The organism is Stenotrophomonas sp. STEN018 (genome assembly GCF_056760235.1).
In genome coordinates this window covers 1-14667 of sequence record NZ_JBRREK010000020.1, presented here as the reverse complement: position 1 = coordinate 14667, position 14667 = coordinate 1, and the positions used below count along the sequence as shown (strand labels likewise).

The window sequence follows — 14667 nt, the reverse complement described above, 5'->3', positions numbered from 1 at the left end:
GGGGCAGTGCGAAGAACTGACCAGCGGTGTTTGCCGTGACGCCGTGACAGCATGGAAATTTTGCGGTGCGTCATCGTCCAAGCCAATGGACGTTTCAGTTTTCCTTGAATTCTTTGCTGCATCCGCACATGCAGTATCCGCAGCTGGCGGCGGGCCTTGACGGCGGCTGTACGGGTGCCGGATCGACAGCTCAAGTCAGCCAGCTGCGCAGCTGGACCGGTACGATAGGCGCCATGTCATCCCTGTTCAGTCCTGTCTCTGCCGCCGCCACCGCCCATATCCGTCGCTGGGTGCTGGATGCCTTTCCACGTAACCAGAATGGCGTTGAATACGACACGCCGCTGGGCGATCCGGGCTGGTTTGGGCCGGGTAGCGTCACCTGGCGCATTCATTCCGAGTTCCCCGGTATGTTGGCCGGCGGGCTGTGCGCGCTGATGCTGCAGCTGCTGCACCCGCGTGCACTGGCCGGGGTCTATGACCACTCCAACTTCCGCGAGGATCTGGTTGGGCGGCTGCGTCGCACCACCAGTTTTGTGGCCGGCACCAGTTACGCGCCAGCGGCCGAGGCCGACAAGCTGATCGCCAAGGTGCGGCGCATTCATGCGCAGGTGGTGGGCACGCTGTCGGACGGCCGCGCGTATGCCGCCGATGATCCGCAGCTGCTGACCTGGGTGCACGTCACCGAAGCGTACGGATTTCTGGAAGGTTGCCGGCGCTATTGCCGTGAGGTTCCTGCCGCCATTGCTGATCGCTACTACGACGAATACCGGCGCGTGGCCGAGGCCTTGGGTGCGCGCGATGTGCCGGCCAGCGAAGCGCAGGTGCGTGAGTACTTCCAGGCGCAGCAATCGCAGCTGAGCATGGATGAGCGCTCGCGTGAGGTGTTGGAGGTGCTGAGCGAGGTGCGCTTGCCGGTGCCACTACCGGGCGTGTCGCGCGATGTGTTTCTGGCTGCGGGCGCGGCCTTGTTGCCGGAGTGGGCGGTGCAGTTGCTCGGCCGTAGTCGCGGCCAGCAGTTGCAGTCGGTGGTGGCGGCGCGGGTGCTGCGCAGCGTGGCGCCGCTGTTCCGGATTGCCTTGAACGATGGCATTTCGACCCGCGCCTGCAAGCGGGTAGGGCAGGACCCAGCGGTGCTTTCAGCGTGGCCTGAGTTGACGTAGTGCCGAGCCATGCTCGGCAGGGCTTTACCAGCAAAAGGCCGCCCTCACCCCAACCCCCGCTCCGCGCCCCGGCCCTTGCGCTGGCGCAAGGGCGTTCGATGGGCAGCGAACCTGTGGTTCGCACCCTGCCCCTCTCACCCCGTGAACGGGAGAGGGGCTCAAGCTGTAGTGGGGGGGGGGGGGGGGGGGGGGGGGGGGGGGGGGGGGGGGGGGGCGGGGCCGCCCCCCGGGCCAGCCCCCGCCCCCCCCCCCCACCACCCCCCCCCCCCCCCCCCCCCCCGCGCGGCGCCCCCCCCCCCCCCCCCCCCCCCCCCCGCGGGGCCGCGCCCCCGCCCCCCCCCCCCCCCCCCCCGCCCCCCCCCCCACTACCGACAGCAGCACAGCCAACCCTCCCCTTGGCCTTCGGCCAAAGGGAGGGAGCGCATGGCCGATTACCAGACCTTCACCCGCTTCTCAGGTGCCAGATACAGCTTCTGCCCTTCCTTCACCTCGAACGCTGGATACCACGCATCCAGGTTGCGTACGGTCAACGCACGGAACTGGCCCGGTGCATGCACGTTGGTCAACAGCGAATTGCGCAGCGCCTGCTCGCGTGCCTTGCTGCGCCATGCCTGGGCGAAACCGAGGAAGAAGCGCTGGTCCGGGGTGAAGCCTTCCAGCGTCTGCTCCTGTTTGCCCTGCAGTGACAGGCGATAGGCGTCATAGGCGGTGCCGAGGCCGGCAACGTCGGCGATGTTTTCGCCCAGGGTCAGACGACCGTTGACGTGCACGCCCGGGAACGGCTCGTAGCTGTCGAACTGCATGGCCAGCGCATCACCGGCAGCGTTGAACTTCTTCAGGTCATCCGCCGTCCACCAGTTGTGCAGCTTGCCGGTTTCATCGAACAGCGCGCCGGCATTGTCGAAGCCGTGGCTGATTTCATGACCGATGACCGCACCGATGGCGCCGTAGTTGATCGCATCATCAGCGGCACCGTCGAAGAACGGCGGCTGCAGGATCGCGGCCGGGAACACCAGGCGGTTTTCCAGCGGCACGTTCATCGCATTGATGGTCTGCGGCAGCATCGCCCATTCGCTGTGGTCGACCGGCTTGCCGAGTTTGGCGATATTGCGCTGGTATTCGAACAGCGAAGCGCGCTGGGCGTTGCCCAGTGCATCGTCCGCCTTCACTTCCAGCGCACTGTAGTCGCGCCACTCGCTCGGGTAGCCCATGTCCACCTTGAGCCCGGCAACCTTGGCCTTGGCGTGCGCCTTGGTTTCCGGCGACATCCATTCCAGCGCGTCGATGCGCTTGGCGAAGGCAGCGATGATGTTCTTGGCCATCTCATCGGCGCGTGCCTTGGTGTTGGCATCGAAGTGGCGCTCGACGTAGATCTTGCCAACCGCCTCGCCAACGGCGGTGTTGGTCTCGGCCACCGCACGCTTCCAGCGATCGCTCTGCTGCGGGGTGCCGCTCATCGCAGTGCCGTGGAAGGCGAAGTGAGCGTCGGCGAAGGCCTTGGGCAGATACGCCGCTGCCTCATCCAGTGCGTGGAAGGCCATGTAGTCCTTCCATACATCCAGCGGTTCGCTGGCGACCAGCTTGGACAGACCGGCTACAGCCTTGGGCTGCCAGACGATGAAGTCCTGCTGTGCACCCAGGTTGGCGCCTTCCAGGAACGCCTTCCAATCCATGCCCGGTGCCTTGCCGGCGAGGTCGGCCTGCTTCCAGGCATTTGCGCCCTTCTGCACGTCGTTGGTTTCTTCCTGGGTGGCGTGGGCGCGGGCGATCTTGGTTTCCAGCGCGACGATGCGTGCCGCCTTGGCAGCCGCATCCTTGTCGCCGGACAACTCCAGCAGCTTGGCCACATAGCCTTCATAGGCCTTGCGCAGCTCGGCCATGCGGCCGTCCTGCAGGTAGAAGTCGCGGTCCGGCATGCCCAGGCCGCCCTGCACCAGGTAGGGCGCGTTGCGATCGGGCTGCAGCAGATCCACCGACACCCACACGCCGAACAGGTGCGGGGTGTAGAAATTGGTGGCGTTGAGCAGGTCCACGTCGGCGCGCATGCTGGCACCCAGTGCCTTGGCCAAGGCGGGCTTGTCGGCAATGCCGGCAATGGCTTGCAGCGCCGGCTGCACCGGCGCGTTGCCACGCGCTTCGATGCCCGCTTCGTCCATGAATGCGGCGTAATAATCACCGATCTTGCGGACTTCGCCGGGGTTGGCTTTACCGGCTTCTTCCATGATGGCGCGGGTGTCGGCCAATGTTTTCTCTGCGATCACATTGAAACTGCCATAACTGGAGCGATCAGCCGGTATCTCGGTGCGCTGCACCCATTGCCCATTGGCGAAATCGTAGAAGTTGTCGCCCGCGGCGACGCTGCGGTCCATGCCGTCGGCATCAAAGCCAAAGCTGCCCAGCTGCGGTTTGGCGGCGGCGGTGGCCGCTGCGGGTGTTGCGTTGGTATCAGCGGCGGGTGCGCTGGCATCTTTTGCACAGCCGCTGAGAGCGAGTGCGGTGCCGATTGCCAGTACCAGGAAGGAACGTTGCAAAGCCATGACGATATCCAGAGGATGTGTATGACAAGTCTAGACCTCGAACCCCGTTCACAAAGATATTGATTCTGGCACTTGACGGATGTGCACAAGTGCGGGGAATGCGAGAAAATTGGTCACGCACTCTTCACGCCGACGGTGATTGTGCTGCATGCTTGAGCGAACGCGCTGCAGATGGTGTCTGGGGAGACATTGGCAGGGTGGAGTATGTGGTGTTCGCATGCGACCGTTGCAGGTCCCCACCTGCCGGTTCCTAGTTGTAGTGATGCCAGGACCAACATACGCAATGCCAGCTTTCCGCCTACTGATACGTTGGACCCACCGGTGACTCGGACGCCGGCTCATCCATTGCGGGTCATGATCATTGCCGGCGTGGCGGTGGGTTTGCTGTTGGCGGGCGGCATGATCAGCATGCTGTGGAACGACCGCAACAGCCGGCTTGAGGCAGCGCAGCGGCAGTCGGCCGCGCTGGCCAGCGGCAGCAGCCGTCTGTTGCGCGCGCAGTTGGTCACTTGGGAACGCGCGTTGCGCGGCACCGCCAGTGACACCAGGGAGTTCTATCGACAGGTGCCTGATCAGGCGCCTGCTTTGTTTGAGGCTAGCCTGCGCGGTGTGCTGGAGCGTAACCAGGACCTTGCCTCCATCACCTTGGTGGATGACCGTGGCGTGCCACTGTCGGCAGGGGTAGGCGACCTCACGTTGCAGAGTTGGGTGGTTCCGGAGAACCGCCTGCTCAATGGTGGCCTCTATGTCGGTGCGCTGGAGCAGGCGCCCGACAAACATTGGGTGCTGCGCGCAGCTCTGCAGGTGCAGCCGGGCCAGTGGTTGTTGACACGGGTGCGGCTGGGAGCGTTCCAGGAAGTGGTCAGCGGCCTGGATCTGGGCCGCGATGGCACCGCCTCCATTGGCAACCGTTACGGGCAGTTGCTGGCCCATAGCCGTGACCCCGAACACTTGGTTGGCAACCCGTTGGCGCGGCCGATGAAGGTTCTGCAGCCATCACCGACGGTGTTGAAACGCGGTGTGGTGACCAGTCCTTTTGATGGTCAGCGCCGCATCGCAGCGGTCAGCGTGCCAACAGATTTCCCCTTGAGCCTGTACGCCTCACTGTCCTACCGCGAGGTGATGGCCGGCTGGTATCTGCTGCTGTATGCCTCCATCGGTATCTATCTGTTGTATCTGGCTGGCTTTGCCTACCTGCTGTATCGGGTTGACCGCAGTACCCGTCACCAGCAGCAGCTCAGCGAAGAGTTGCAGGCCGGCAATGCCGAACTGGCATTGGCACATGAAGTCGGCAAGGTCGGCACCTGGTCCATCCATGGCGAACGACCAATCGTGTATTGGTCGGCGCTGACCCAGCAGATGCTGTCCGTGGCTGGGCGCAGCACCTCGCTGGAAGGATTTCTGGCGCGGGTGCACGAGGAAGACCGCGCCTGGTTGAAGGACATGCTGGTGCGCGCGCTGGCTGGCAAGGGCGCCTTGAATGCGATGTTCCGGTTGCGCAGCGGTGATGGTTCGTTGCGCTGGCTGTCCGCGCGCGGTGAGCTGGTCGACGATGCGGGTGACGGCAAGCGTCTGGCCGGTGCGGTGGTCGATATCAGCGAGCGGGTCAACACCGAGGCGCGGGCGCAGGAGGCGCAGCGCCAGTTCCGGCTGGTGTTCGATCGCAACCCGGCGCCGTTCTGGATCTTCGATCTGATTACCCTGCGCTTCCTGGAGGTGAACCAGGCCGCGATCGATCAGTACGGTTATAGCCGCGATGAGTTCCTGGCGATGTCCATCCTCGACATCCGCCCTGCAGCGGAGTGGGATGAAATCCGCCAGACCGCCGGCCGTGCCTTGAGTGGTGATCTGCTGGGGCTGCAGGTCAGCACCCATCTGCGCAAGGATGGCAGCGCCTTCCATGTGCAGGGGCATTTCGCCAAGCTGGAATTCGCCGGCCGCAATGCTTGCCTGGTGCTGGCCGAAGATGTCAGCCAACGCCTGCGTTACGAGAACGAACTGGCCTACCGCGCCAGTCACCATGCCGGCACTGGCCTGCTGACCGTGCGCGCGCTGTCCGAGCGGCTGGATGCCGGCAGTCTGGGCTACACCATTGCCCACGTGCAGCTGCGTGGCCTGCAGATGATCACCGATACCCTCGGCCGCGATGCCGGTGAAGAGGCGCTGCGCGCGGTGTCGGTGCGGCTGGGTGGCCTTGCCGCCCGCTATGGCCTGCTGGCGCACCAGCCGGCCGAGGACTTCGTGCTGGCGATAGAAGGCGAGGGCGATCCGCAGATGGCACTCAATGCCTTGCTGGCGGCGGTGGCAGAGCCCATCCGTGGTCGCGATACCTATCACCAGCTGGAAGCACGCATCGGTGTGGCCAGCTGTCCGCAGGATGGCGAACTGGCCGAGCAGGTGCTGGGCCGCGCCGCCCAGGCGGCGCATGCCGCGCGCGAGACTGGTGTGGCGCTGTTGCACTTCCACAGTGGTATGGCGGCGCATTACACCGAGCGGCTGCAGTTGGCCGGGCGCATCCATATGGCCATCGACCGCGGTGAATTCCTGCTGCACTTCCAGCCCATCATGGATGCCTCCGAGGGCAGCCCGGTGGCGCTGGAGGCCTTGTTGCGTTGGCCGCAGGCCGATGGCAGCTTCATCGCGCCGGGTGACTTCATCCAGTTGTGCGAAGACACCGGTTTGATCATCGCGCTCGGCCGCTGGGTGATCCACGCCGCCGCGCGTGCGCAGAAACAATTGTCTGCCGCTGGTTGGCAGCATCTGCCGATCGCGGTGAATGTCTCGGCCGTGCAGCTGTTCAACAGCGACCTGGTAGGCGAGTTCAGCCGTGCCATGCAGGACCATGGCCTGGCCCGCGGTGCGCTGCAGATGGAGCTCACCGAGAGCGTGCTGATGCGCAATCCCACCCAGGCGTTGCAGACCCTTGGCCATCTGCATGCCAATGGCGTGGGCGTGGCACTGGATGATTTTGGTACCGGTTTCTCCAGCATGTCCTACCTGCAGCATCTGCCGCTGGATTCGCTGAAGATCGACCGCGGTTTTGTCAGCGACGTCGAAACCAATCCGCGCAACGCCGCCATCTGCCGTGCGTTGTTGTCGTTGGGCCACAGCATGGGCTTGTCGGTGATCGCCGAGGGCGTGGAGACCGAGGGCCAGCGGCGCTGGCTGGCCGCACATGGCTGCGACCAGGTGCAGGGTTACCTGCTGGGCCGGCCGATGCCGCTGGAGCAGGTGCTGACGATGCTGGAAGACAGCCGCTCAAGCTGAGCGGTCGGCGTCCTCGTCCAGGCATTCGACCAGGTAGTCGATGAAGCTGCGCACCTTGGGCGCCAGGTGGCTGCGGCTGGTGTAGACCGCATAGATGCTGGCAGGCATTTCCCATTGCGTCAGTACCGGTACCAGACGGCCGTCGGCCAGCGCCTGGTCGACGATGAAATCCGGCTGGGCGATGATGCCCATGCCGGCGATGGCGGCTTCGCGCAGCACATCGCCATTGTTGGCGCGCATGTGGGGCTGTAGCGGGACGCTGACTTCGCCCTGCGGCCCGGTCAACTGCCAGGCATCGTTTGCGGTGGAGTAGGTGTAGTACAGGCACTGGTGCCCCGCCAGATCCTCCGGGGTGAGCGGCGTGCCGTATCGGGCCAGATACGACGGCGCCGCGCACAGATGGATGCGGACTCGCGCCAGATGCCGCGCGATCAGATTTGGCGCTGGCTGGCGGGTGATGCGGATGGCAAGGTCATAACCTTCCTCGACCATGTCGACCAGGCGGTCGGATAATTGCAGGTCAAGCTCCACCTGTGGATAGCGCGCGCTGTATGCAGGCAGCAATGCACCCAGCCGGGCGATGCCGTAACTGACGGGCGCATTGATACGCAGCCGTCCGGACGGCTGCAGCGCTTGGGCACCGACCGAGGCCTCCAGCTCGTCGAACTCGGTCAGCAGCTGCACGCAGCGCTGGTAGTAGGCCGCACCGGTGCTGGTCGGGCTGACCCTGCGCGTGGTGCGATTGAGCAGGCGGGTGGACAGGCGCTTCTCCAGCGCGGCGATCTGACGGGTGACAGCGGCGGTGGAGATGTCCAGCGCATCAGCGGCGGCGCTGAAGCCATTGCGCTCAACCACCGCGACAAACACCCGCATGGCATCGATGGTGTCCATTGTTTCCGTTTCCGCAATAAAACGTTACCGCTGAGATTATTTATTGCTGGGGCTCCGGGCAATAACCTGCACTCTCCGAATCCTTCAGGGAGCCCACGATGCGCAGTTCGCTGCCTTCCCTCTACATCTCGCATGGTTCACCGATGACCGCCCTGGAGCCGGGGGTGGTTGGGCCGCGGCTGGCTGAAGTGGCTGCCGGGATACAACGGCCGCGCGCCATCGTCATGGCCTCGGCGCATTGGCTGGGGCATGCACCGCAGGTATCGGCGGCGGCCCAGCCGGAGACAATCCATGATTTTGGTGGTTTCCCCGAGGCGCTGTACAAGCTGCAGTACCCGGCACCCGGTGCACCGGCGCTGGCCCGGGACGTGGCCCAGCGGCTGGCCGATGCCGGCCTGCAACCTGGCATCGACCCGCAACGCGGACTCGATCACGGCGCCTGGATGCCGTTGCGCTACCTGTATCCGGAGGCCGACATCCCGGTGCTGCAGGTGTCGATCCAACCGGGGCTCGGCCCGAAGCACCAGTTTGCGATGGGCCGTGCGCTGGCACCGCTGCGCGAGCAGGGCGTGCTGCTGATCGGCTCGGGCAGCATTACCCACAATCTGCATGACTGGCGCAAATACCACGAGGGCAAGGAGGCGCCATATGTGCGCCCGTTCATCCAGTGGGTGGAGCAGAAGCTGGAGGCCAATGACCTGCCTGCGATGTTCGGCTACCGCCAGCAGGCGCCATTCGCGGCCCAAGCGCATCCCACCGACGAGCATTTTTTGCCGCTGTACTTCGCGATGGGTGCGGCCGGCAGTGATGAACTTGGTGCGCAGCGGATTGATGCCGGTATCGACATGGGGTTTCTGGCGATGGACATCTATCGCTTCGATGGCGAGGCGCAATGAGGTTTGCAGGTGATAGCTTGGCGTGAAGCGATGCACGCCAAGCCGGTTCGCCCTGGCGTGATGCGATTGCGAGCGATCATCGAACACATCGACGACAGCATCGGCTGGTTGCTGTGGTAATTTCCCGGTATTCATCCGCCACTGCCAGTGTCGGCAGCCTGCTGTCGTGGTAGTGAATCCGTGGAACGGGCATGCACACGATTGAAGTAGTTCTGGCGATGCTGGTGGCGGTAGTCGCCAGCGGCTATCTGGTAAGAATCCTCCCCTTCTCATTGCCATTGCCCTTGGTGCAGATCGGCTTGGGCGCGCTGATTGCAGGCGTGTTCAATCGCGGCCATGCGCTTGAGCCGGACATGTTCTTCCTGCTGTTCCTGCCGCCGCTGCTGTTCCTGGATGGTTGGCGCATTCCCAAACAGGGCCTGTTCCGCGACAAGGGCGCGATCCTGGAACTGGCGTTCGGGCTGGTGGTGTTCACCGTGCTCGGTGCCGGCCTGTTGATCCACTGGATGATTCCATCGATGCCGTTGGCAGTGGCGTTTGCGTTGGCGGCGATCATCTCGCCGACCGATCCGGTGGCGGTCAGTGCGATTGCCTCACGCGTGCCGATTCCCAAGCGGCTGATGCACATCCTGGAGGGCGAGTCGCTGTTGAACGACGCCTCCGGTCTGGTCTGTTTCCGCTTCGCGGTGGCAGCGGTGATGACCGGCTCGTTCTCGCTGGCGCAGGCCTCGCTGACCTTCCTGTGGGTGGCCTTGGCCGGGCTGGCGATTGGCGTGGCGGTGACCTTGGGGGTGTCGACCTTCCAGCGTTGGTTGTGGCGCAGCTTTGGCGAAGAACCGGGCGCGGCGCTGCTGGTCAACCTGCTGATTCCGTTCGCCGCCTACCTGCTGGCCGAAGAACTGCATGCATCCGGCATCCTCGCCGCGGTTGCCGCTGGCGTCACCATGAGCTATGTGGAGTTGACCGGCCGCATCAGTGGCAGCATGCGCGTGCAGCGCAATGCGGTCTGGAACATGGTGCAGTTCAGCTTCAACGGCATCATCTTCGTGCTGCTCGGCGAGCAGCTGCCGGGCATTGTTGAACGCGCGATCGAGACGATGTCCTCCACTGGCCATCACAGCGCGTGGTGGCTGCTGGTCTATGTGCTGGCGATCAATGCGGTGCTGGTGGTACTGCGACTGGTCTGGGTATGGCTGTCGCTGCGCTGGAACCTGCTGCGGGCGCGGATGCGTGGCGAAAAAGAAACGACCAGTACCTCATGGCGGGTAGTGCTGGCGATGTCGGTGGCCGGCGTGCGTGGCGCGATCACCTTGGCCGGTGTGCTGACGCTGCCGTTGATGGTGCCCGGCGGCGAGCCGTTCCCGGCGCGTGATCTGGTGATCTTCCTGGCTGCTGCGGTGATCCTGGTGTCGCTGGTTGGCGCCAGCCTGTTGCTGCCGCGCCTGCTCAAGGGACTGGAGCTGCCCAAGGACGACGACAGCCGGCGCGAGGAAGATCTGGCCCGCAGGGCCTCGTCCAAGGCGGCCTTGGCGGCGGTTGAGAAGGCGCGTCAGGGCTTGGTCGAGGGCCAATCAACTGGCGCCGTGCAGCTGCTCAACGATGCTGCGGCACGGGTGAGCCTGCTGTACCAGCGCAATCTGGAAAAGGGTCAGGGCCCGGATGAAGACCCGGAGAAAGTGCGGCGCATGGAACAGGCCTATCGTAGTCTGCGTACGGCCGGCTTGAATGCCGAGCGCGAGGAGCTGTTCCGGCTGACCCGGCGCGGACAGGTGTCTGATGAGATCGCGCGCAAGCTGATCCGTAATCTGGATCTGCTGGAGACCCGGCAGAGGGATTGAGGGTGGTTTTGGGCTTCTTTAGCTAGAAGCTTCCCCTCACCCCAACCCCTCTCCCGCAGGCGGGAGAGGGGCTAGTGCACTACGAGCCCCTCGCAATCCGAGCCCCTCTCCCGCCTGCGGGAGAGGGGTTGGGGTGAGGGCAGGCTCCTGGCTAAAAATGCAGCCTTTAAGCTTTTAAGCGTTCTTCAACTCAAGAAAATACGGCTCAACCGTACCCTTGATCTTCAGCGTCATCGGGTTGCCGCGGCGGTCGCGGGCCTTGCCGGCCTGTACGCGGATCCAGCCTTCCTGCACGGAATACTCTTCCACGTCATCGCGCTCGATGCCGTTGAAACGGACGCCAACACCACGCTGCAGGGCTTCAGCATTGTGGAACGGACTCTGCGGGTTGATCGCCAAATGATCGGGAGGGGTATCGCTCATCGTGATTCTTGGGTGCAGGCCACCGTGGCCGACTTCTGCCGCACAGGATAACCGCTGCGGCCCTCGCTTCGGTTTTTGATGACTTCCGTTGGCGGCCCGGGAGCGGCAAAATGCGCGCCATTACGTAGTGGAAACCGCCCCATGCCTGACAACAGCGCCGATTACGAAGACTCCGACGAACTGCGCCCGGATTTTGACGAAGACGACCATCCGGCGCGGGTCTGGAACCTGCTGTGGCTGATCAATCCCGGCGATGAAGACGCGGCACTGCAGCAGTTCGATGCCTGGCGCGAAGCGCGTGCGGGCAACGAAGAAGACCCGAGCGACGAGCAATGGCTGTGGGACCTGAAGGACGCCATCGACTGGCGTTCAGGTTTCTATGTGGACTGGAAGGACACCGATTCCTTCGTTGCCGCGCTGGACGAAATGGCCGCGCGCTGGAATCTGAACATCGCCTGGGGCGGCGACTTCGATGATGAAGACTTCACCGACGACCTCGATGTGCCCATGCTGATGACCACCGCCCATGACCGCCTGCGCGAGCACGGCTACACCGTGTGGAACTGGAATACCGGTGGCGACGCCTACGCCGGCTGGGTGGCATTGAGCCGCGACGACGAAGCGATGCTGGCACTGTGCTCGTTGCTGGGTGTGGAAGTCCGCCCGGGCAGCGACCCGTTCTAAGCGGGTTTTTGTAGGAGCGGCGTAAGCCGCGAAGCTGGCATCAGGGAAGCGATCTGCATGTCCGTGATCTGGCGGAATACGTGCTTCGCGGCTTACGCCGCTCCTACAAACCGCTGGTCAGGGCTGATACAACGCCCGCGCATTGGCAATCACCCGCCGCATCTGCGCGCGATCGGTATGCCGCGATATCGCCTGTGCTCCCAGCACAAGCGCCTGCTCACGCAATGGCGCCGGCACGTCGTAGTGCACGCCGCTGGGGCGGTTCTGGAAGGCTCTGCGCGGAATCCCGAGCTGCTGCGCCAGCGCATGCAGCTCGGGCAAGGTGTCGGCCATCAGATGCGCCCAACGCTCACCGCGCCAGGGATGTACCGCATCGTCGATATAGACCGTCACGTTCGGCCTTGGACTCAGGCCTTGGACTTGTCGTCGTCAGCCGGTACTTCTTCGGCGATAGCGACGACATCATCAGCCACTTCGGCAGCTTCTTCAGCAGCGTCTTCGCCTTCGATGCCTTCAAACTCGGACACCAGACCAGCCAGGTAATCGTCGGCGGTCTTGCCTTCGTCGGCGGCCAGGTCGTCGATCATCTGCTGCAGCGCTGCGGAGTACTCCAGGGTGACCTTGCGGCCTTCCTTCTCCTGCACATTGGCCAGGTGCTTGAGCATGGCCAGCATCGGCACCGGGTTGTCGGCATTGCCCATGGTCTGGCCGCCGATGGCCAGCAGCCACTCGGTGCCCTGCAGGCCGATGGCGGCCACGACCTGGCCTTCTTCGTTGACCAGCACGGCGTGGTTCTGCACCGGCTGCTGGGCGTTCAGGCGGGAGAACGGGCGGCGCGGGGCCTGCTTCTTGCGCTTGTCGCGCTTGGCTTTGGAGAGCTTGGACATGATGTTCGGCTGATAGGAAAACGATGCCCATTGTAGGCGCAGCGGGCCCCTGCTGCCGGAACAGGGCTCAGCCGGGGCCGTCGCTGACGCTGTCAGCCGGCGCCGCTGCAGCGGCCGCCGGGACGATGGTGGCTACCGGCACCGGCAGGCTGTCGGCCTGGTTAAGGGCCGCTGCTTCGGCTTCCTGGCTCATCACCACGATGCTGATGCGGCGGTTGATCGGGTTCTGCGGGTTGCTCTTGTCGAACAGTACCGAAGACGCCAATCCGACCACCCGCGCCACCTTGGCCGGGTCCATGCCGCCTTCCAGCAGCGCACGCCGCGCGGCGTTGGCACGGTCCGCGCTCAGTTCCCAGTTGCCGTAGCCCACCTGGGTGGAATAGGCGGTGGTGTCGGTATGGCCGGTGAGGCTGATGTGGTTGGGCACCTGGTTGATGTAGCGCGACAGCTCCACCAGGATCGTCTGCGTATACGGCATCAGCCGCGCGCTGCCGAGGTCGAACATCGGCCGGTTCTGCTTGTCCACGATCTGGATGCGCAGGCCTTCAGGGGTGATGTCGAGCAGCAGCTGGTCCTTGAACGGCTCCAGCGCCTGGCTCTTGCTGATCGCTTCCTGCAGTTCTTGCTTCAGTGCTTCCAGCCGCCGCTTGTCGCGTTCGCGCTCCTGCACCGGCGTGGGCACCGCTTCCTGCTTGTTCTGGAAGGGATCATTGCTGTTGCCGCGCGACACATCGGTAGCGCCGCCCAGCTTGATCATCGAGGTACTGGCACCGCCAGGCCCGGCCATGCCCGGCGCCGGCGTACTACTGCTGCCGGCCAGCGGGCTGGGGTTGCGGAAGTACTCGGAAATCGCCGCGCGCTCTGGCTTGGTGGTGGCGGCCATCAGCCACAGCACCATGAAGAAAGCCATCATCGCGGTGACGAAGTCGGCGTAGGCCACCTTCCATGAGCCGCCGTGGTGGCCGCCGCCCTGGACTTTCTTCACCCGGCGCACGATCACCGTGGGTTTGGTCTCGGTCATGGCGCGGGCCTTACTTGACCGACTTCAGGTGCTGCTCGAACTCGCTGAAGCCCGGGCGCAGTGCCGAGGGCACGGTCTTGCGGGCGAATTCCAGCGCGATCTTCGGGTTGTAGCCACGCAGGCAGGCCAGCAGCGCGGTCTTCACTGATTCGTAGATGCGTGCGTCCTGTTCGGCGCGGGCTTCCAGTGCCGCGGCCAGCGGGCCGACGAAGCCATAACCCAGCAGGATGCCGAGGAAGGTGCCGACCAGCGCACCGGCCACGTGGGCGCCCACTTCCTTGATGTCGCCGCCGATCGAGCCCATGGTGATGACGATGCCCAGCACCGCGGCGACGATGCCGAAGCCGGGCAGGCCATCGGCGACTTTATTGAGCACGTGGGCTGGTTCCATCGCCTCGTGGTGGTGCTTTTCCAGCTCCAGCTCCAGCAGCGGTTCCAGCTCATGCGGCTCGATGTTGGAGCCGATCATCAGCCGCAGGCAGTCGGTGATGAAGTCCAGCAGGTGGTGGTCGGCCAGCACCTTGGGGTAATTGGCGAACACCGCGCTGTCCTGCGGGTTCTCGACGTGTTCTTCCAGCGCCATGAAGCCTTCGCGGCGCGCCTTGTTGAGCAGTTCGTAGAGCAGGCTGAGCACGTCCAGGTAGTCCTGCTGCTTGTACTGCGGGCCCTTGAACACGCTGAGCGTGGCCCGCAAGGTCTGCTTGACGGTCTTGAGCGGGGTGGCGATCAGGAACGCGCCGAACGAGGCGCCACCGATGATCACCAGCTCGTAAGGCTGCCACAGTGCGCCCAGGCGACCATGCGCACCGACGTAGCCGCCCAGGACAGCGAAGATGACAACGAGCAGGCCAACGATGATGAGCATGGGGGCAGACAAGGGATGGGGATATCCCGTTGTCGGCCGTCAGCGGAAAATCTGTAGCGCCGGGCGGCTCATGTAGTGCCGAGCCATGCTCGGCTGGGTGCAGCAAGCCCTGTAGTGGGGGGGGGGGGGGGGGGGGGGGGCGGGCGCGGGGCGGGGGCCGCGGCCCGGGGCGGGGCGGCCCCCGGGGGGGGGGCGGCG

At 64.7% G+C, this 14667-nt stretch carries 12 protein-coding genes; 5 read left to right on the top strand and 7 right to left on the bottom strand.

Annotated elements, in window-relative coordinates; all coding sequences use genetic code 11:
• Positions 1 to 233 precede the first annotated feature (233 nt).
• A complete protein-coding gene (locus ACVOMB_RS09595) occupies positions 234 to 1160 on the top strand; it encodes an oxygenase MpaB family protein (protein ID WP_481530961.1) in 927 nt (308 codons plus the stop codon).
• A gap of 431 nt (positions 1161 to 1591) precedes the next feature.
• On the opposite strand, the gene ACVOMB_RS09590 is transcribed toward ACVOMB_RS09595, so the two are convergent.
• Positions 1592 to 3697: a M13 family metallopeptidase gene (locus ACVOMB_RS09590; protein ID WP_481530960.1), complete on the bottom strand. Its 2106-nt coding sequence runs from the start codon at positions 3695 to 3697 to the stop codon at positions 1592 to 1594.
• Positions 3698 to 4051: 354 nt separating this feature from the next.
• Between ACVOMB_RS09590 and ACVOMB_RS09585 the strand changes: the two genes are divergently transcribed.
• On the top strand, positions 4052 to 6964 hold the full coding sequence (locus ACVOMB_RS09585) for a bifunctional diguanylate cyclase/phosphodiesterase (protein ID WP_481530993.1): 2913 nt from the start codon (positions 4052 to 4054) through the stop codon (positions 6962 to 6964).
• On the opposite strand, the gene ACVOMB_RS09580 is transcribed toward ACVOMB_RS09585, so the two are convergent.
• Positions 6956 to 7855, bottom strand: a complete 900-nt coding sequence (locus tag ACVOMB_RS09580) for a LysR family transcriptional regulator (RefSeq protein WP_481530959.1) — start codon at positions 7853 to 7855, stop codon at positions 6956 to 6958. The two genes, ACVOMB_RS09585 and ACVOMB_RS09580, sit on opposite strands and share 9 nt — an antisense overlap.
• Positions 7856 to 7953: 98 nt before the next feature.
• On the opposite strand from ACVOMB_RS09580, the gene ACVOMB_RS09575 reads away from it, so the two are divergent.
• Positions 7954 to 8751 (top strand): DODA-type extradiol aromatic ring-opening family dioxygenase, encoded by a 798-nt coding sequence (locus ACVOMB_RS09575; RefSeq protein WP_481530958.1) that lies wholly within the window; start codon positions 7954 to 7956, stop codon positions 8749 to 8751.
• Between the two features lie 191 nt (positions 8752 to 8942).
• Positions 8943 to 10589 carry a Na+/H+ antiporter gene (locus tag ACVOMB_RS09570; protein WP_481530957.1) on the top strand — a complete coding sequence of 549 codons (1647 nt, stop codon included), beginning with the start codon at positions 8943 to 8945 and terminating at the stop codon, positions 10587 to 10589.
• A gap of 174 nt (positions 10590 to 10763) precedes the next feature.
• Here the strand turns inward: ACVOMB_RS09570 and ACVOMB_RS09565 are convergent, their stop codons facing one another.
• The gene (locus tag ACVOMB_RS09565) at positions 10764 to 11012 is read right to left on the bottom strand and encodes a DUF3297 family protein (protein ID WP_481517905.1); all 249 of its coding nucleotides are present in this window, start codon (positions 11010 to 11012) and stop codon (positions 10764 to 10766) included.
• A 141-nt stretch (positions 11013 to 11153) separates the two neighbouring features.
• On the opposite strand from ACVOMB_RS09565, the gene ACVOMB_RS09560 reads away from it, so the two are divergent.
• Positions 11154 to 11696 (top strand): DUF6630 family protein, encoded by a 543-nt coding sequence (locus ACVOMB_RS09560; protein ID WP_481530956.1) that lies wholly within the window; start codon positions 11154 to 11156, stop codon positions 11694 to 11696.
• 117 nt (positions 11697 to 11813) lie between these two features.
• Here ACVOMB_RS09560 and ACVOMB_RS09555 read toward each other — a convergent pair whose 3' ends face one another.
• From ACVOMB_RS09555 to motA, 4 genes are all read right to left on the bottom strand, one after another.
• Positions 11814 to 12089 carry a DUF4031 domain-containing protein gene (locus ACVOMB_RS09555; RefSeq protein ID WP_481530955.1) on the bottom strand — a complete coding sequence of 92 codons (276 nt, stop codon included), beginning with the start codon at positions 12087 to 12089 and terminating at the stop codon, positions 11814 to 11816.
• 14 nt (positions 12090 to 12103) lie between these two features.
• Positions 12104 to 12583, bottom strand: coding sequence for a hypothetical protein (locus ACVOMB_RS09550; RefSeq protein WP_481530954.1), 480 nt, complete (start codon positions 12581 to 12583; stop codon positions 12104 to 12106).
• Between the two features lie 67 nt (positions 12584 to 12650).
• A complete protein-coding gene (gene motB, locus ACVOMB_RS09545; RefSeq protein WP_481530953.1) occupies positions 12651 to 13604 on the bottom strand; it encodes a flagellar motor protein MotB in 954 nt (317 codons plus the stop codon).
• Positions 13605 to 13614: 10 nt separating this feature from the next.
• A complete protein-coding gene (gene motA, locus ACVOMB_RS09540; RefSeq protein WP_481530952.1) occupies positions 13615 to 14469 on the bottom strand; it encodes a flagellar motor stator protein MotA in 855 nt (284 codons plus the stop codon).
• Positions 14470 to 14667 lie beyond the last annotated feature (198 nt).